We start from the raw sequence: 18,430 nt of genomic DNA, 5'->3' as shown, positions 1-18,430 counted from the left end.
CTTTTTACATTCTGGATTACTTCGCAGAGATTGCGCCGTCCACCAGTGTTTGCGCTTCAGCCACCAATTGCTTGAGGTGTTCATCACTGACGAAGCTTTCAGCGTAGATCTTGTAGATGTCTTCAGTGCCCGACGGACGCGCCGCGAACCAGCCGTTTTCGGTCATGACTTTCAGGCCACCGATCGCCTGATCGTTACCCGGCGCATGGCTGAGGATGCTCTGGATCGCTTCGCCCGCCAATTGGGTCGAGGTGACCTGGTCCGGCGACAATTTGCTCAGCAGTGCCTTCTGCTCAGGATTGGCCTTGGCATCGACGCGCACCGAGAACGGTTCGCCCAGCTCGTCGGTCAAGGCGCGATAGGCCTGACTTGGGTCGCGACCAGTGCGGGCGGTCATTTCCGCCGCCAGCAGTGCCGGGATCAAGCCGTCCTTGTCGGTGCACCAGACGCTGCCATCCTTGCGCAGGAACGAAGCACCGGCACTTTCTTCGCCGCCAAAGCCCAGAGAGCCGTCGAACAGGCCGTCAGCGAACCACTTGAAGCCGACCGGCACTTCGTACAGACGACGACCCAGACGTTTTGCCACGCGATCGATCAAGCCGCTGCTGACCACGGTTTTACCCACGGCCGCATCAGCGCGCCATTGCGGACGGTTCTGGAACAGGTAGTCGATCGTTACCGCGAGGTAGTTGTTCGGCGCGAGCAAACCACCGGACGGGGTCACAATGCCATGGCGATCATGGTCCGGATCGCACGCGAATGCTACGTCGAAACGCTCTTTCAGACCGATAAGGCCCTGCATGGCGTGAGTGGACGATGGGTCCATGCGGATCTGACCATCCCAGTCGACGGTCATGAAGCGGAAGGTCGGATCGACCTGTTTGTTGACCACTTCCAGGTCCAGACGGTAATGCTCGGCAATCGCCGACCAGTAGCGCACCCCGGCTCCGCCCAGCGGATCGACACCCAGACGCAGCTTTGCATCACGAATGGCGTCGAAGTCGATCACGTTGATCAGGTCGGCGACGTAGGTATTGAGGTAATCGTGACGATGGGTCGTGCTGGCCTTCAGCGCCTGCTCGTAGCTGATGCGCTTGACGCCAGCGAGCTTGTTGCTCAGCAGTTCGTTGGCCTTGGCTTCGATCCACTTGGTGATGTGGGTATCGGCCGGGCCACCGTTGGTAGGGTTGTATTTGTAGCCACCGCTTTGCGGCGGATTGTGCGACGGCGTGATGACGATGCCGTCCGCCAGGCCCGACGTACGCCCGCGGTTGTAGCAAAGAATGGCGTGGGAAATGGCCGGTGTCGGGGTGTATTCGTCACCTTCGGCGATCATTACCGTCACGCCGTTGGCGGCCAGCACTTCAAGGGCACTGGCGCCGGCCGGGGTGGACAGCGCGTGGGTGTCGATGCCGACGAACAGCGGGCCGTTGATGCCTTGGGCTTCGCGGTACAGGCAGATCGCCTGGCTGATCGCCAGAACGTGCCATTCGTTGAAACTCAAGTCGAACGAGCTGCCTCGGTGCCCGGACGTGCCAAAAGCTACGCGCTGGGTCGAGATGGCGGCATCGGGCTGGCCGGTGTAATAGGCCGTTACCAGTCGCGGGATGTCGACCAACAGTTCTACCGGTGCCGGTTTGCCCGCAAAAGGACTGAGTGTCATGCAAAACCTCTGAAGTCGAGTGGTTCAGGAATAGGAACGCAGTTTACTGGCAGTTTGACCACAACGCGATGGGATCGATCCACGAGTGCCAAGGAGGGTGTGCAGCCCTGCTCAATCGATCGACTCCAGACGTAATGCATCCCCTAACAGGCCCAGTGCCGCGGCAAGGTCGTGATCTCCGCCGAAGGTGTGACTCAGGCGCAAGTGTTGCGCGTGCAAGCCCTGCAGACTGAACAGCTCTCCCGGTGCGATTACCACCTGGTGCTTGAGCAGGCGCTGAAACACTCGACGTACATCGACCTGGCGCAGCGAACGAACCCAGATGGTTGCACCGCCCTGGGGTTCGACAAAGTGCAAGGCATCTCCCAGACGCTCCTGCAACAGCTGCGTCATCTGCACCTTGCGGTCCTTGAGCATCCGCCGTAATACCTGAAGGTGCTGATCGACACGTCCGTTGCCGTACAAGCGCGCGATGGCTTTCTGGCGAATCGGTGACAAGCGGAACGAACGCAGCAGAAAGTACCGTTGCAGTTCAGCACTGAAATGCCGCGACAGCAGATAGCCGTATGGCGCCTCCGGTCCAATGATTTTCTCGAACGTGGAAAACACGATCAGCCGATCGGGGTCCAGCAAGTCGCGAAACCGCTGGCCGTCCGGTTCGAATCCGAGTTCGCCGTAGCAGTCGTTTTCCAACACCCAACTGCCATGTCGTTCCAGCAACTGCGCGACGACTTGTCGGTTGTCGTCGGGTGCCAGGCTGCCTCGCGGCATGTTCAGCCCGGATGAAACCATCACCAGTCGCACCGGCTCGGTCTCCAACAGCTCCTTGAGCCATTCGACGTCCAGGCCACCGCTGGATTGCACCGCCAGCTCGATCACTCGCACCTGCGCAGCCTGGAGCAACCGCAGAATCGCCCAGTCGCACGGCGACTCGACCAACACCGTGGCGTCCTTGAGATTCAACACAGCGATCAGTATTTCCAGCACGCCACGCAGGTCGGCGCCAATATAGACATCGTCGGCATGCCAGCAGCGCAGCGGCGAGGAGGTGTAGCGCGCTGCCAGGGCAATGCGCAACTCCAGCTCGCCGCAAGGTTGCGATGTCGGTTGCGGCTGACGCGGATACTGGCGCAGCAGTTCTCGTTCCAGCAGTAACAACGGACTGTCGAGGGGTTGCAACAACGCCGGTTCATCGGCGCTCAAGACCAGCATTCCGGGACGTCTGGCGTTGACATAAACGGTTTCGAGCAGGTCGTTGCCACTGCTGAGCGTGCTGATGGAGGACACCGGTAACGCGTAATAGCCGGACTTGGCCACGGAATAAACGCGCCCTTCCTTCTCCAGCAGCGAATACGCGTACTGAATGGTCGAGATCGACACGCTCAGACGCTCCGCCAACTGTCGCAACGAAGGCAGGCGGACTCGCGTGTCACTGACCGGTTCGTTGATCAGGTTAGTCAGATATCGGTACACCGCCTGATACGCGAAGTCAGTTTCTCGTGGCCCTTTCATGGGCGAGGGCCGAATGCCGTGTGAACGTCATCATGCATCGTCAAGAAATCTGTCAAGCCACGCACTTTCAGCGCCCCGCTGACCATTCATCCGCCACCGCCGTGTCGTCGTCATAGTCGGATGCTTCGGCTTGCAAACCCGCGCCGCCGAGAACCGGGGCGCCTGCCCTACCCTCATCCGCAAATACCGGACCCATGCGGTAAAGCTTGCCGATCAAGCTGACAGGCAACCCGCTGACGTCGGTCATCCATTGCAGAACCTGCTCCGGCACCGGATTGCCCTGCATTGCCCGGTGCAAATCAGGCATCGCCACGAGCATGCCGGGGTGGCACTGGCGCAGAAAACGCTCAAGCGCCGCGCCATTCTCGACGAAAGGTGAAAAGAGCAGGCACACCAGTTGAGCCTCGCTCAGGCCAAGGTTTTTTTGAGCCTCGGCCGCTGCCAGCACGCGGAGCTCGGCCAACGTCGCCGGATTGCCGAACGCCTCTACCGCTTGTTCGCACAACCGTTCCGCCAGTTGTTTGCGCCGCATCATCACCAAGGCCCGTTGCAGGTATTCGGCGACACCCGTCTCGTAGCCGCGGTCGTGCACGAAGCACGATTGCAAACCCCGCATGTGTGCAGAGATAGAAAGGCTGACGTACTCGTTGTCGCTGAGCTGAGCCGCCAGTTCGTCAGGTTGAAAACCGAGAAACTCTGTGAGCAGCGGCCAACGCTCTTCCAGGTTGCTGACCAGCATGTCGTGAATGTCGATGTACGTGGTGCGACGACAGGCCTCAAATCGTTCGGCCGGACGCCACGCAACCTGGTCATGCTCAGCATAAAAAGCGCGGTAGCAGTCGCAGCCCAGTTCATCGAGCAGCGCGAAAAGCGCCTCGTAGCCGGTTTCGTGGTGGTTCGAGGTCTTGAGCCCGGCCTTGGCGGCAGCACGTTTCAACCCGTCGAGAAACTGCTTCTGCTGACGAGGCGAGTCACTGCTGATCAATGCATCGACACCGCTGTCCCACCGAGCTATTTGCCCATAGAACTCGCCGGTGGCCAGATACCCGTCGTCCCACAGATCAAGCGGCCCGTTCCAGGCGCGACGATGACCCACCATCAAAAGATTGAGCCGATTCGACTCACGGCCGCCTTCGGAAATCGGCGTCAGGTGGTTGAACGGCAGGACTTCCCGGTTATCAACCATCAACACTTCGACCCGAGGATCGTCGTAGAGGAACAAGGCGCTGTAGCTGCGATGAATGTTTTCCAGGGCCGCAGGGCTTGCGTCGTTCAAACGCAAGGATGCCACTCGCAACTGGAATGTCGCTGGCGCCCGGCCGGCGATACTCAGTTGTGCCGCGCGCAGTAGCGCCAGGGTGTAGCAACTGTCGCGGGACCCGGACTGAATCGCCAAGACCTTGTAGTCGCCAATACGCTCCATGCCCCCGGCGGCCACCACCAATCGCTGAATCATCAGCTGCAACGCCGTGCGTTCGGCGCGCGAGAAGAAACTCAGCAATCGCTGCAGCACTTGCTGATAGACATAGTTCATCGCTTGGTCATGGATATTGGTCATCTTTATTTACCTGATGCTTGTAAGTTCGATATCGCGCCAACAACGACACGCATTGCGCAATGGGTTGCTTGCCACGATTGAAGTACTGGACGCTATTGCCAAATGCTAGCACTTAAGCTTTTAGTAATTATTTGAAATAACTAGAAGTCTCCCCTGCTCCCGCCAGAGACAGGTGGCCGCCAACCCCTGTAGAGCCGGCCTCTTGCGACTGCGAGCGACATCCTAGGAAATGTCCGACAGCGTCCCACAGACAATTAGCACAAGAAATAGAGAAAGAAGTCACCCATGTTTTTTTGGCAACTGCGCAACGACGAACTATTGGTCGCATAGGTATTAACAGTGTGTATTGAAAAGTATCAACCTGATACCCAGCCATGACTCATTCCTTGAGATGAAAGTAATCATTCAATTATCAAGGCTTATATGATGATTAGAAGATACAGATTGAGAGCAAAAACCAGTTCAGTTGCTGAACTGACCCATTGATGGGGCAATGGGACGTCTCATTTTGGCGGGTGCTGAAAACAGAAGAGTCCGTGGGTACGGACTCTTGCAGAGGGGCTTATTTGAAGGGCTTATGCAGGTTCAACCTGGAGGGCGACCCGTTCGCGGCATGGGCATTCGTCCATGTAGCGGTGTGCTTCGACAAACTCGGCAAACGGGAAGACCCGAGTCTTGAGCGGCAGCAGCACGCGGTCGGCGGTCATCTGGTTGATGTCGCGCAAGGCGCGTTGCAGCGCGACCTGGTCCTGGATGATGCCCAGCTCAGGCTTGCCGGTGAAGTTGCCGATGCAGTGCACAAAGAACTGAATGTTCTTCTGGAACGCTGCACAGGCCGGGAACGGCGTCTGGTTGCCACCTTGCAGGCCGTACAGCACCAGGCTGCCGCGAGGTGCAAGCACATCGCCAAGCAACGACATCTGTGGACCGCCGAGACCGTCGAACACAACGTCCACGCCACGGTTGTCGGTGATCTTGTTGATCTGCATCAGCAGATCCTGTTCTTCGGTGACGATGACTTTCTCGGCACCCAGGGACAGCAGGTTCTCACGCTCTTCCGCTGTCTTGGTCGCGGCAATGACCCGGATACCCAGCGCCTTGCCCAGTTGTACAAAGGACGGACCGGCGCAGTGACTGGCGTCGGTCACCAGGGCGAATTGACCGGGTTTGACCCGTGCCAGATCGACATAAGCGAAGTAAGCGATCAGCAGCGGCGTGTAATGCACGCTGGCTTCGATCGGGCTGAGCACGTCCGGGTAACGGGTAAGTGCCGAGCGCGGCAGAACGATCTGTTCGCCGTAGACCGGATAATCGTTGGGGCTTTCAGCCGGGAAGCTGGCGACCTTGTCGCCGACTGCCAGATCATCGACGCCCTCGCCGACCGCCGTCACGACACCGGACATTTCATGGCCAAGGCCTGAAGGCAGACGAGCGTGGGACGATGCCAGGTTCTGGCGCCAGAGAATGTCGTACCAGCTGATGCCAATCGCCTCGACGCGCACCTGCACTTCGCCCGGCGCAGGGAGAGCGGCCGCATGCTCTTCGCATTTGAGCACCTCGGCTGGACCAAACTTGTGAAAACGGATCGTGCGGGACATCGCAAACCTCGTCAAAGAAACCTCTAATGCCCTGAACTCTATCTGGGCTTTCTACCCAAGACTATCAGTGGCTATTAATAGTCGACATGCCTGTCATTGATTCCGCAGCGCCGGTGACATCGTCAAATGCCGTGAAAACCGAAGCATCCTTTTCAGGAAAACTGAATTACTCGGTGCAGAGTAGCAGCCTTTCCCCTTAATATTCACGCCGGCCATTGTTCTCATATGGCCGCTCTCGTCAAGCTTGATGACTCTGCCAGGACTCCAGATGAATCGTAATGACCTGCGTCGTGTCGACCTGAACCTGTTGATCGTTTTCGAAACATTGATGCACGAACGCAGCGTGACCCGCGCTGCGGAGAAATTGTTCCTCGGCCAGCCGGCCATCAGTGCGGCCCTCTCGCGCCTGCGCGGGCTGTTCGATGATCCGTTGTTCGTGCGTACCGGCCGCAGCATGGAACCGTCCGCCCGGGCGGTGGAAATCTTCGCCCTGCTCTCGCCTGCACTGGATTCGATTTCCACCGCGGTCAGTCGTGCGGCGGAATTCGACCCGGCCACCAGCACCGCAGTGTTTCGCATCGGTCTGTCGGACGATGTCGAGTTCGCGTTGCTGCCGATGCTGCTCAAACGCCTGCGCGCCGAATCTCCGGGGATCGTGCTGGTGGTGCGTCGGGCCAACTACATCCTGATGCCGAGCCTGCTGGCCTCGGGCGAGATTTCCATCGGCGTCAGCTACACCGCCGACCTGCCGGCCAACGCCAAGCGCAAGGTGCTGCGCCGCAGCATGCCGAAGCTGTTGCGGGCCGACACGGTGCTGGGGCCATTGAGCCTGGATGATTTCTGTGCACGGCCTCATGCGCTGGTGTCGTTCGCCGGTGACCTGAGCGGCTTTATAGATGAAGAACTGGAAAAGCTCGGGCGCAAACGACATGTGGTGCTCGCGGTACCGCAGTTCAACGGACTCAGCACGCTCATCAGCGGCACCGATATCGTCGCGACCGTGCCGGATTACACGGCTGAGGCGTTGACGGCGGCCGGTGGTGTGCGGGCTGAAGACCCGCCGTTGCCGGTGCGCAGTTTTGAATTGCACATGGCCTGGCGTGGGTCGCAGGATAATGATCCGGGCGAGCGTTGGTTAAGGTCGCGGATTCAAATGTTTTTTGGTGATCCGGATAGTCTTGTTTGATCCTGATTTAGCATTAGGGCTTCTGGCCCTATCGCGAGCAAGCTCGCTCCCACATTGGAATGCATTACCCTGTGGGAGCGAGCTTGCTCGCGATGGCAGCGACTCGATCCAACGCCTTATCTTTGCATTCCCCGCAACACTGAATTGTCATCAATCTAATTGATAGCCGCCTAACGAAAGGTGCACGCTAGAGAGCTTGCATCGGACTTATATCATTCCGAATGATAGTTACCTTTGCCTCATTCGATTCGTGCGATACAACCTCGCCGAGCATCATCCGTCCATTCTCAATACATTGGCGGATGCATCCATGGAACAATCACTCAAACATTTACGCTTCCCGTTGGCCTTGTTGGCCGTACTGGTGATGAGCGCCTGCGGCAAGACTCCGGACACGGCCGCCACTATGCCCGCAGCCAAAGTCAGCGTGGCCAAGGTGCTGGAACAACCGGTCAATGAATGGGACGAATTCACCGGGCGCCTCGAAGCGCCGGAAACCGTAGAAATTCGTCCACGGGTCTCAGGCCAGATCGATGAAGTGGCCTTCACTGAAGGCGCTTTGGTCAAGAAAGGCGATCTGTTGTTCCAGATCGACCCGCGTCCATTCCAGGCCGAGGTTCGCCGCCTTGAAGCCCTGGTTGCCCAATCCCGCGCCAACGCCACCCGCAGCGAAAACGAATCCCAGCGCGGCGAACGTCTGCGCACCAGCAACGCGATCTCCGCCGAGCTGGCCGACTCGCGCACCAGCGCGGCTCAAGAAGCCCGCGCCGCTGTCGGAGCCCTCCAGGCACAACTGGACCTGGCGAAACTGAACCTGAGCTTCACCCGTGTCACCGCGCCGATCAGTGGTCGCGTCAGCCGTGCGGAAATCACCGCCGGCAACCTGGTGACCGCCGATACCACCGCGCTGACCAGTGTGGTGTCCACCGACAAGGTCTACGCCTACTTCGACGCCGACGAGCGCGTGTTCCTCAAGTACACCGCGCTCGCTCGCCAGGGCAAACGCGGTGCTACCACGCCGGTTTACCTCGGCCTCTCCAACGAAGACGGCAACCCACACCAGGGCGTGATGAACTTCGTCGACAACCAGGTCAACCCGAAAACCGGCACCATCCGCGGTCGTGCCGTGTTCGACAACAGCGACGGCGCCTACACCCCAGGCCTGTATGCACGCTTGAAACTGGTCGGCAGCGGCACCTATTCCGCCGTGCTGATCAACGACGAAGCGGTCGGTACCGATCTGGGTAAAAAGTTCGTGCTGGTGATGGATGCCGACAACAAAACGGTTTACCGCTCGGTCGAGCTCGGTCCGAAGATCGAAGGTTTGCGCATCGTGCGCAGCGGCCTGAGCAAGGACGACACCGTCATCGTCAAGGGTCTGCAACGGGTTCGCCCTGGCTCGCCGGTCACCCCTGAAGTGATCCCGATGGCCAGTGAACAAACCCTCGCGGCACTCGCACAACAACGACAAGCGCTGGAAGCCAGCAACCTGCCCCAAGTCGCACCTGCCAAGGTCGCGCCGGGTTCGGTTGTGAAACTGGCTGCTGCGACACCACGCGGTTAAGGGATCACTACGATGAATTTTTCCCAATTCTTCATTTCACGGCCGATCTTTGCAGCGGTACTGTCGCTGCTGATCCTGATCGCCGGCGCCATCTCGCTGTTCCAGTTGCCGATCAGCGAATACCCGGAAGTGGTTCCGCCGACCGTTGTGGTCCGCGCCAACTTCCCGGGTGCCAACCCAAAAGTCATCGGTGAAACCGTGGCTGCTCCACTGGAGCAAGCCATCACCGGCGTCGAGAACATGCTGTACATGTCCTCGCAGTCCACCGCTGACGGCAAGATCACCCTGACCATCACTTTTGCGCTGGGCACTGACCTGGACAACGCACAGGTGCAGGTGCAGAACCGCGTGACCCGGACCGAGCCGAAACTTCCAGAAGAAGTGACGCGCATCGGTATCACCGTGGACAAGGCTTCGCCCGACCTGACCATGGTTGTGCACTTGACCTCGCCGGACAAACGCTACGACATGCTCTACCTGTCCAACTACGCCTTGCTCAACATCAAGGATGAGCTGGCGCGTCTGGGTGGTGTCGGTGACGTGCAGCTGTTCGGCATGGGCGATTACTCGCTGCGGGTCTGGCTCGATCCGAACAAGACCGCTTCGCGTAACCTGACCGCCACTGACGTCGTGACTGCGATTCGTGAACAGAACCGTCAGGTGGCTGCCGGTGCGTTGGGTGCGCCACCTGCGCCGAATGCCACCGCCTTCCAGTTGTCAGTCAACACCCAAGGTCGTCTGGTTTCTGAAGAAGAGTTCGAGAACATCATCGTTCGCTCCGGCGAAAACGGTGAAATCACTCGCCTGAAAGACATTGCTCGCATTGAGTTGGGTTCCAGCCAATACGCTTTGCGTTCGCTGCTGAACAACCAGCCGGCGGTAGCGATCCCCATCTTCCAGCGCCCTGGTTCCAACGCGATCGAAATCTCCAACGAAGTGCGCGACAAGATGGCGGAGCTGAAAAAGAGCTTCCCGGAAGGCATGGACTTCAGCATCGTCTATGACCCGACGATCTTCGTTCGCGGCTCCATCGAGGCGGTAGTTCACACCCTCTTCGAAGCACTGATCCTCGTTGTTCTGGTGGTGATCCTGTTCCTGCAAACCTGGCGCGCCTCGATCATTCCGTTGGTGGCGGTGCCGGTTTCGCTGATCGGTACGTTTGCCGTGATGCACCTGTTCGGCTTCTCGCTGAACGCCCTGTCATTGTTCGGATTGGTACTGGCCATCGGTATCGTGGTGGACGACGCCATCGTGGTGGTGGAGAACGTCGAGCGAAACATTGGACTGGGATTGACGCCGGTCGAAGCAACCAAACGGGCCATGCGTGAAGTGACCGGTCCGATCATCGCGACGGCGCTGGTGCTGTGTGCGGTGTTTATCCCGGCGGCGTTCATCTCCGGCTTGACCGGGCAGTTCTATAAACAATTCGCCCTGACCATTGCGATCTCGACCGTGATCTCGGCGTTCAACTCGCTGACGCTGTCGCCTGCACTGGCTGCGGTGTTGCTCAAAAGCCATGACGCACCGAAGGACCGTTTCTCCAAGGTCCTCGACAAGATCTTTGGTGGCTGGCTGTTCCGTCCGTTCAACCGTTTCTTTGACAAGGCCAGCCATGGCTATGTCGGCACTGTAGGCCGGGTTATCCGCAGCAGCGGCATCGCTCTGCTGTTGTACGCAGGCCTGATGGTGTTGACCTTCTTCGGTTTCTCCAGCACTCCGACCGGTTTCGTACCTGGCCAGGACAAGCAATACCTGGTGGCCTTCGCGCAACTGCCGGACGCCTCGAGCCTGGACCGTACCGAAGACGTGATCAAACGCATGTCCGACCTGGCCCTGAAACAGCCTGGCGTGGAAAGTGCGGTGGCCTTCCCTGGCCTGTCGATCAACGGTTTCACCAACAGCCCTAACGCCGGCATCGTGTTTGTGACGCTCAAACCGTTCGACGAGCGTAAAGACCCGAGCATGTCCGCCGGTGCGATTGCCGGTGCGTTGAACGGCCAGTACGCCGGGATCCAGGAAGCCTACATGGCGATCTTCCCGCCGCCGCCGGTACAAGGCCTGGGCACCATCGGTGGTTTCCGCCTGCAGATCGAAGACCGGGGCAACCTGGGCTATGACGAGCTGTACAAAGAAACCATGAACATCATCACCAAGAGCCATAACGTGCCGGAACTGGCCGCCCTGTTCACTAGCTACACCGTGAACGTGCCACAGGTCGATGCAGCTATCGACCGCGAAAAAGCCAAGACCCACGGCGTGGCCGTCAGCGACATCTTCGACACCTTGCAGATCTACCTGGGTTCGCTGTATGCCAACGACTTCAACCGCTTTGGTCGTACCTACCAGGTCAACGTTCAGGCTGAACAGCAGTTCCGTCTCGAACCGGACCAGATCGGTCAGCTGAAAGTGCGTAACAACAAAGGCGAGATGATCCCGCTGGCGACCTTCATCAAAGTCAGCGACACCTCGGGCCCGGACCGTGTGATGCACTACAACGGCTTCATCACCGCGGAAATCAACGGTGCAGCAGCTCCCGGCTACAGCTCCGGCCAGGCCGAAAAAGCCATCGAGAAACTGCTCAAGGAAGAACTTCCGAACGGCATGACCTACGAATGGACCGACCTGACCTACCAGCAGATTCTGTCCGGTAACACCGCACTGTTCGTGTTCCCGCTCTGCGTACTGCTGGCGTTCCTGGTACTCGCAGCTCAATACGAAAGCTGGAGCCTGCCACTGGCGGTGATCCTGATCGTACCGATGACTCTGCTGTCGGCCATCACCGGTGTGATTGCTTCGGGAGGCGACAACAACATCTTCACCCAGATCGGCTTGATCGTACTGGTGGGGCTTGCCTGTAAGAACGCGATTCTGATCGTCGAGTTTGCCAAGGATAAACAGCAGGACGAAGGCCTCAGCCCGCTCGCCGCGGTACTGGAAGCTTGCCGTCTGCGTCTGCGGCCGATCCTGATGACTTCCTTCGCGTTCATCATGGGTGTTGTGCCTCTGGTGTTCTCCAGCGGTGCCGGTGCCGAAATGCGTCATGCCATGGGTGTGGCGGTGTTCTCCGGGATGCTCGGGGTGACCTTCTTCGGTCTGTTGCTGACGCCAGTGTTCTACGTGTTGATTCGTAACTTTGTGGAGCGTGGTGAAAAGCGCAAAGCGGCCAAGGCCCTGAAACTGGAGGCGCAACAATGAGCCTGAAAGCCTTCCTGCCGAGCCTTCTGGTACTGGCCCTGAGTGCCTGTGCCGTCGGCCCGGATTACAAGACCCCAGCCACTGAGCCGGCCAACATCACCACCGCCACCGATGGCAGCGCCGGTCAGAAGAACTTCGACCGCTCGCGTTTCGAAGGCATCTGGTGGCAGCAGTTCGAAGATCCGACCCTCAACCAGTTGGTGACTCAATCGCTGCAAGGCAACCGTGATTTGCGTGTAGCCTTTGCCCGCTGGAAAGCGGCGCGAGCAATTCGTGATGACGTCAGCAATGACGCCATGCCGACTATCACCAGCCGGGTCAGCAGTGACCTGGGCAAGGGTCAGATTCCGGGCCAGACCACCAAACGGGTCAATAGCGAACGCTACGACCTTGGCCTGGACATGGCGTGGGAGATCGACCTGTTTGGGCGTATCCAGCGCAACCTGGAATCCGCCGACGCCGAACAGCAAGCGCTCGAAGCCGATCTGTACCAACTGCAAGTCTCGATGATTGCCGAACTGGTGGACGCCTACGGTCAACTGCGCGGTGCGCAGTTGCGGGAAAAGATCGCCCTGGCCAACCTGAACAATCAGCAGGAGTCGCGCAAGATCACCGTCAGCCTGCGTGATGCCGGTGTCGGCGATCAGCTCGATGTGGAGCGTGCCGATGCACGCCTGGCGTCCGTCGAAGCCAGCGTGCCGCAATTGCAGGCTGAACAGGTTCGGGAGAAAAACCGCATCGCCACCCTGTTGGGTGAGCGGCCGGACAAGCTGACCGTCGACCTGAGTCCCAAAGACTTGCCGGCGATCGCCAAGGCCCTGCCGATCGGTGATCCGGGTGAACTGCTGCAACGTCGCCCGGACATTCTCAGCGCCGAGCGCAAACTGGCTTCCGCCACTGCCCGTATCGGCGTGGCCAAGGCTGATTTGTTCCCACGGGTCAGCCTCAGCGGTTTCCTTGGCTTCACCGCCGGGCGTGGTTCGCAAATCGGTTCCTCGGCGGCCAACGCCTGGGCACTGGGCCCAAGCATTACCTGGGCGGCGTTCGACCTTGGCAGCGTGCGCGCCCGTCTACGGGGTGCCGATGCGGATGCCGAAGGCGCCCTGGCGACCTACGAGCAGCAAGTCCTGTTGGCGTTGGAAGAATCGGAAAACGCCTTTAGCGACTACGGCAAACGTCAACAACGCTTGATCTCGCTGATTCGTCAGAGCGAATCCAGCCGCGCCGCGGCCGACCTCGCCGAAATTCGTTACCGCGAAGGCACGGCGGACTTCCTCGTCCTGCTCGACGCCCAGCGTGAGCGTCTGGCGGCTGAGGACACTCAGGCCCAGGCCGAAGTCGAACTGTATCGCGGGATTGTCGCGATTTACAAAGCCCTGGGCGGTGGCTGGCAACCAGAGACGGTCGCCAGCAAGTAAAGTTTTAACGAGCTCCTTTGGTTGGTCGCAACCAACCAATTCCTTTGCCCTGCGCCTCATTCGGTCGCGGGGCTTTTTTTTGCCTGATTTTTACTGTGTTCAGACTCAAGGACTGTCACGGTGGCCGTGGTCCCGGCACGCAGTCGGTTTTTGGCCGCGTAATCGGGGTCGATCTGTATCCGCACCGGCACCCGTTGCGCCAGTTTGACCCAGGTGTAACTGGGGTTTATGTTGGCCAGCAGGCGACCGCCGGGCAGGTTCTCCCGGTCGGAAATGGCGAAGGCAATGCTTTGCACAGTGCCGCCGAAGGTTTCGCCGCTCATCAATTCGATCCTGACCCGGTCGCCCTCCTCGATTCGCGGCAACTTTGTTTCTTCAAAATAGCCACTGACATAAAACGAGTCGCTGTCCACCAGCGCCAACAGCGCGCCACCGGCCGCGGCATAGTCACCCTGACGGGTCAGCAGGTTGGTGACGTAACCCGTCACGGGCGCTTCGACCCGCGTGCGCTGCAAATCCAGTTCGGCCTGGGTCAATGCGGCGATGGCCAATTGCACGTTAGCCTGGGCCAAACCGAGATTGGCCTGGTTGCGCAGCAACTCGGCCTGCGCCACCGCCACTTCCGTGCTGGATTTCTCCCATTCTTCACCAGAAATCGCAAGCCGCTGTTTGAGCGTGCGCCGTCGGCGCTCTTCACTCTGACGCTGGCGGAGCAACGCTTCACTGGCGACAATCGTTGCCTCGGACTGGCCAAGGGTGGCTTTCGCCACTTCCACCGAACGCTTGGCATGCTCAACCGCCAGGACATAGCGCGCCGGGTCGATCTCCAGCAGCAACTGGCCTTTCTCCACATGCTGGTTGTCCTGCACGCCCAGGCCGACGATGCGCCCCGAGACATCGGCGGACATGGTCACCACATCGGCACGCACCCGTGCATCCCGGGTCCAGGGGGCACGGGTGTAATGTTCCCAGGCAAACCAGCCGAGAACAAAGGCCAGCAACACCACCGCCACCGTCGCAAGTCGGGCAAGGATCTTCTTCAAAGCATCAAGCTCCCATGACCAGAATCAGCGTTGCGCAAACGCAGGCGTACAACGCGCCTTCGAACAAGGCTTCATGCCAGACGAACCGCAACACGCCAATGCGGCGCAAGATCCAGTCCAGCACCAGGTAAATCGGTAGCGCCAGCAGTAACGCCTGGGCAATCGGCGGCAAGTAGACGCCACCCAATTCAAAATCAATGGGCAAGGGTCGGCACTCCTTCCGTTTCTGCGGGTTGAAAGTATTTGCGATGTCGCTCCAGAAACGACACCACGATCAACAACGCCACGCGCATCCTGAAGACCGACCACAGGTGTTCATGAACGTCTAAATGGAGGTCGTCCATTTCGTCGCCCAAGACACGCAGATTTCCGAGCAGCTGTTCAAGGTCAATCCCGGGCCGCCCGGCGATCAATCGTCCGGTCTCACGGACAGCAGCGAGCAAACGGTTTTGCTGTTCAGTACTGAGCAACGTGTTGCTTCGCCCCTGTTGTCTGAGCTGGTTCAACGCCACACCCAGTGCCATGCACCCGAGGCTGACTTCGAACAGCTCGCTGGATTGCTTGTCGTTGGTGGCCGGCAACAGTCCCAACATCATGGTCAGGCGGTCGACCATGCGGCTTTCAAACGCAAATTGCTGCTCATCGGTGGCCGGCGTCTTCAGCAAAGCGTAGACCTGCTCACAGTTTTCATTGAACAGCCGGCGTATTCGCAAAACGGGCCTGAACGGGAAGATCAAGGCATAGACACTGAGCGCCAGCGCGGCTGCGCAGATATAAGAACCGGCAAACTCGAACCACTGAATGGCACTGTTTTGGCCGATTTCTGTGTTTTGCGGGCCCAACAACAGCATTGTCGTTAGTCCAAGACCAATGCCTGTGCCCGTGGTTGGCGGACTGGACAACCCCACCGCGACGGCATACAGCAATGGGGTTAACAACAAGGCGAGTAACTCGAAGTCACTGATCATCGGTATCAGCAGGAACAGATACAGCGCTGATACCCCCAAGGCCAGACCCAGCCCTCTGGCAAAGCTTTGGCTGGCCAGCAACGGCCGGGGAAAAGTCGCCATCAGCGAACAGAGAATTCCCGCCACGATCATCCCGCCACGCGCCCCGTCCCAACCGGTCTCGATCCAGATCAGGCCGGCCACCAGCAACGCGGTAAATGCGCGGATCGCGTTCATCGCCGCCAACGTGAAATCCAGATGCAAGGGGTTGTCCTGGCCGCGAAACATGCTACTGGCCGCACGCCCGTCCTGGATTGCGTCGCTCAGTTCGAGAATCTGGCCGAGCTGCTCCAGCATCCGCGCCTGTTCCCAGCGCAGTGCCCAGGCCAGTGAACGCAGGGTGGCTGGCATCGTCTCGGTGAGTTGTTCGGCCTTGTAGGCCTGGTCATCGAAACGCTGTTGCAGCGCCGAGAAACGCTGCCGGGCTTGGGTCGACAATGAGCGCCCTTCCAGGGCCAACTCTTCGAGAAAGACCAGTTCTTCGGCGCGTAATCGCTGTATCTCCTCCGGCAAGGCACCTTTCCAGCGCTCGGCAAGCAGCTCCCGCTGGTGACGCAAAGCCGTCAACCGCGACGTCAACAACACCAGCTGATTACCCAGCAACTGCACCAACTCATTGGCGCTGCGCAACCGTGGCGCATCGAAATACAAATGCCGACGTACCCCCTCCAGGGCGCTGATCGCGCCGAGTAGTTGCATCTGCCTCCGATGGAAATCGGCCTCGCTTTCCTCGGTTCGAATGACGGCAGCAGCGTGGGTCGCGAGCAGCTTGATGACCTGATCGATCTTGGCGAAGTAATCTCGGGCCACCGCTTCCGGCCGCGCAGTGAGCAGGCTGACCACGCACACGCAAGCCACCGCCAATAGCGTCTCGGTCACGCGGGTGACGGCGAGAAGGAACGTACCGTCCTGATCGGGTACCGCCAGCAGTGCCACGACCACCGCCGTGTACCCGCTCAAAACAAATGCCTGGGAACTGGTGTAGCGCAATAAGGTGCCGCCGGCGGTACACAGCGCCAGCCACAAGGCCAGGGTGAGGATGAAAGGCAGGGGCGCCTGGGGAAAGATCGCCATGATCAACACCGCCACGACCGCCCCGAGTGTGGTGCCAATGACCTGGCCGAAACTCCGGGCCAGGGCCATGCCGCCCAATGGCTGGCTGACGATGACCACCGCCATGATCGACCACTTGGGCTGCTCAAGGTCGAACAGGAACGCCAGATACAACGTCAGTAGCCCGGCCGCGATGGTCCGCAGGGCGAACAACGCCACGCCGGGCCCGGGGTTGAGTATCGCTTTGAAGTACTGAAGCAGCGGTTGCATGGGAGCGCTCATCGAGTCATCTCCAGCAAGCGTAGTCACTGCCAACGCGCCTCGACGGGTTTCAATGTCGACGCAACCTGTAGGCAAAATCATTGAAAAGCCAGACTGCCTTGAATCGACTGACTTACGTAATGAACTGAGTCTGGGTTTGACTCACAGCCTTGCCTGACCGAAGCTGGCACCTTTGCAACAGCTTGCCAGCTTCCGGATTCCTGCATGCCCCAGTCCCGCCGCTATCTGATCATCAGCCTTTGCGTCCTGTTTGCCATCGGCCTTGCCTGGTTTTCCCTGCGCAGCACAACCCCCGCCGTGCCGGAGGCGATCAAGCGTGGCTACAGCGAGGCGCTGAATCAGGCGCGCGCAGGCCAACCGGGCGCAGCGCGGGTGCTCTACCAGCAATTGGGCCGCCCCGACATATCGGTCAAACGCCGCGTCTGGTTGCATGCCGAACTGCCCAACTACCCCAGCTCCGTGGCCCTGAAACTGGCGGATGCGGACTTGCAGCATGAGTCGCCGGACGTGCGTATTGCGGCGATCAAAAGCATCAGCGGTCTGGTGCCCAGCGGTCAGCGCAGCCTGCTGCTGGGCCCGTTACTCGATGACGGCGAACAGCGCGTCCGCTATGCCGCCGTGAATGCCTTGCTGGGGCTGTCGCCGGACGATCTCGGTTTGTACTTCGGGCCGCTGGAGCAGGCCATCGATGCCTGGGAACAGGACCTGAAGAGTCAACCGGAAAGCGCCGACAACCAATATCAACTGGCTCGACTGCATCTGCACAATGCCGAATTGAAAGAAGCGCAGCAGGCACTGCAGAACACCTTGCGTCTTGCGCCCGGCAACCTGCCCGCGCTGGTGATGCAAATCGACGTGCTGGATCGCCTGGGCCAAAACGATGCTGCCCGACAACTGTTGGCCAAGCAGCTAAAAGCTCAGCCCGACTCGGCCTACCTGCAACATGCCTTGGGACTCTGGCTGCTGCATCACGGGCAAAGTGAGTTCGCCCTGCTCGGCCTTTCCAAAGCCGTGGAGCTGGAGCCGGACAACAAGGATTACCGTTACGATCTGGCCACCACGCTTCACGATGAACAGGAGCTGGAAGCGGCGCAGAAACAGTTGCAGGAGATCGTCCAGCGCCACCCGGCCGACCGGAGAGCCCGGGTATTGTTGATCAACTACTGGAAAGAAAGCGGCCAGTTGCAGAACGTGCAGATTCTGTTGGCGCAACTTGAACAACTCAATCCCGACGACCCGGCCTTGCAGCAAGGGCTTTAACAACAGCAAAAATTTCGTTGAACTCGTCGTCTCGGCCAAGGGTCAAGAGAACAGGCAGTCCATTCAGGCACTTATAGCCTGCTGCCTCGCT

At 59.4% G+C, this 18,430-nt stretch carries 12 protein-coding genes; 5 read left to right on the top strand and 7 right to left on the bottom strand.

Translation table 11 applies throughout. From position 1 onward, the window contains the following. Positions 1-16: 16 nt before the first annotated feature. From pgm to ACYZTZ_RS12470, 4 genes are all read right to left on the bottom strand, one after another. On the bottom strand, positions 17-1,663 hold the full coding sequence (pgm, locus tag ACYZTZ_RS12485; RefSeq protein WP_056743729.1) for a phosphoglucomutase (alpha-D-glucose-1,6-bisphosphate-dependent): 1,647 nt from the start codon (positions 1,661-1,663) through the stop codon (positions 17-19). A gap of 111 nt (positions 1,664-1,774) precedes the next feature. Beyond that, the gene (locus ACYZTZ_RS12480; protein ID WP_461998405.1) at positions 1,775-3,175 is read right to left on the bottom strand and encodes an aminotransferase-like domain-containing protein; all 1,401 of its coding nucleotides are present in this window, start codon (positions 3,173-3,175) and stop codon (positions 1,775-1,777) included. Between the two features lie 67 nt (positions 3,176-3,242). Next, the gene (locus ACYZTZ_RS12475; RefSeq protein ID WP_461998404.1) at positions 3,243-4,733 is read right to left on the bottom strand and encodes a hypothetical protein; all 1,491 of its coding nucleotides are present in this window, start codon (positions 4,731-4,733) and stop codon (positions 3,243-3,245) included. Between the two features lie 575 nt (positions 4,734-5,308). Further along, positions 5,309-6,331, bottom strand: a complete 1,023-nt coding sequence (locus tag ACYZTZ_RS12470) for a zinc-dependent alcohol dehydrogenase family protein (protein WP_056743735.1) — start codon at positions 6,329-6,331, stop codon at positions 5,309-5,311. 268 nt (positions 6,332-6,599) lie between these two features. Between ACYZTZ_RS12470 and ACYZTZ_RS12465 the strand changes: the two genes are divergently transcribed. The 4 genes from ACYZTZ_RS12465 to ACYZTZ_RS12450 all read left to right on the top strand — a co-directional run bounded on the left by ACYZTZ_RS12465 (position 6,600) and on the right by ACYZTZ_RS12450 (position 13,694). After that, entirely contained in the window at positions 6,600-7,517 is a 918-nt protein-coding gene (locus ACYZTZ_RS12465) for a LysR family transcriptional regulator (protein WP_461998403.1), read from the top strand. Positions 7,518-7,827: 310 nt separating this feature from the next. Further along, the gene (gene mexE, locus ACYZTZ_RS12460) at positions 7,828-9,081 is read left to right on the top strand and encodes a multidrug efflux RND transporter periplasmic adaptor subunit MexE (RefSeq protein ID WP_129444243.1); all 1,254 of its coding nucleotides are present in this window, start codon (positions 7,828-7,830) and stop codon (positions 9,079-9,081) included. Between the two features lie 12 nt (positions 9,082-9,093). Continuing rightward, positions 9,094-12,276 carry an efflux RND transporter permease subunit gene (locus ACYZTZ_RS12455; RefSeq protein WP_461998402.1) on the top strand — a complete coding sequence of 1,061 codons (3,183 nt, stop codon included), beginning with the start codon at positions 9,094-9,096 and terminating at the stop codon, positions 12,274-12,276. Next, positions 12,273-13,694, top strand: a complete 1,422-nt coding sequence (locus ACYZTZ_RS12450) for an efflux transporter outer membrane subunit (RefSeq protein ID WP_461998401.1) — start codon at positions 12,273-12,275, stop codon at positions 13,692-13,694. The genes ACYZTZ_RS12455 and ACYZTZ_RS12450 overlap by 4 nt, the downstream gene beginning before the upstream one ends. 56 nt (positions 13,695-13,750) lie before the next feature. On the opposite strand, the gene ACYZTZ_RS12445 is transcribed toward ACYZTZ_RS12450, so the two are convergent. From ACYZTZ_RS12445 to ACYZTZ_RS12435, 3 genes are read right to left on the bottom strand one after another with little or no spacing between them, the layout of a single operon-like run. Beyond that, on the bottom strand, positions 13,751-14,737 hold the full coding sequence (locus ACYZTZ_RS12445) for an HlyD family efflux transporter periplasmic adaptor subunit (protein WP_461998400.1): 987 nt from the start codon (positions 14,735-14,737) through the stop codon (positions 13,751-13,753). 4 nt (positions 14,738-14,741) lie between these two features. Beyond that, complete coding sequence (locus ACYZTZ_RS12440) at positions 14,742-14,942, bottom strand: DUF1656 domain-containing protein (RefSeq protein ID WP_046048365.1); 201 nt, start codon at positions 14,940-14,942, stop codon at positions 14,742-14,744. Continuing rightward, positions 14,932-17,079, bottom strand: a complete 2,148-nt coding sequence (locus tag ACYZTZ_RS12435; protein ID WP_461998399.1) for an FUSC family protein — start codon at positions 17,077-17,079, stop codon at positions 14,932-14,934. Before ACYZTZ_RS12435 ends, ACYZTZ_RS12440 begins: the two co-directional genes overlap by 11 nt. Positions 17,080-17,283: 204 nt before the next feature. On the opposite strand from ACYZTZ_RS12435, the gene ACYZTZ_RS12430 reads away from it, so the two are divergent. Continuing rightward, a complete protein-coding gene (locus tag ACYZTZ_RS12430) occupies positions 17,284-18,339 on the top strand; it encodes a tetratricopeptide repeat protein (RefSeq protein WP_461998398.1) in 1,056 nt (351 codons plus the stop codon). The last annotated feature ends 91 nt before the right edge of the window (positions 18,340-18,430 follow it).

The sequence above is a fragment of the Pseudomonas sp. LB3P58 genome, assembly GCF_054897895.1.
The sequence above is the reverse complement of the archived record's forward strand: the minus strand, read 5'-3'. Positions and strand labels throughout refer to the sequence as shown.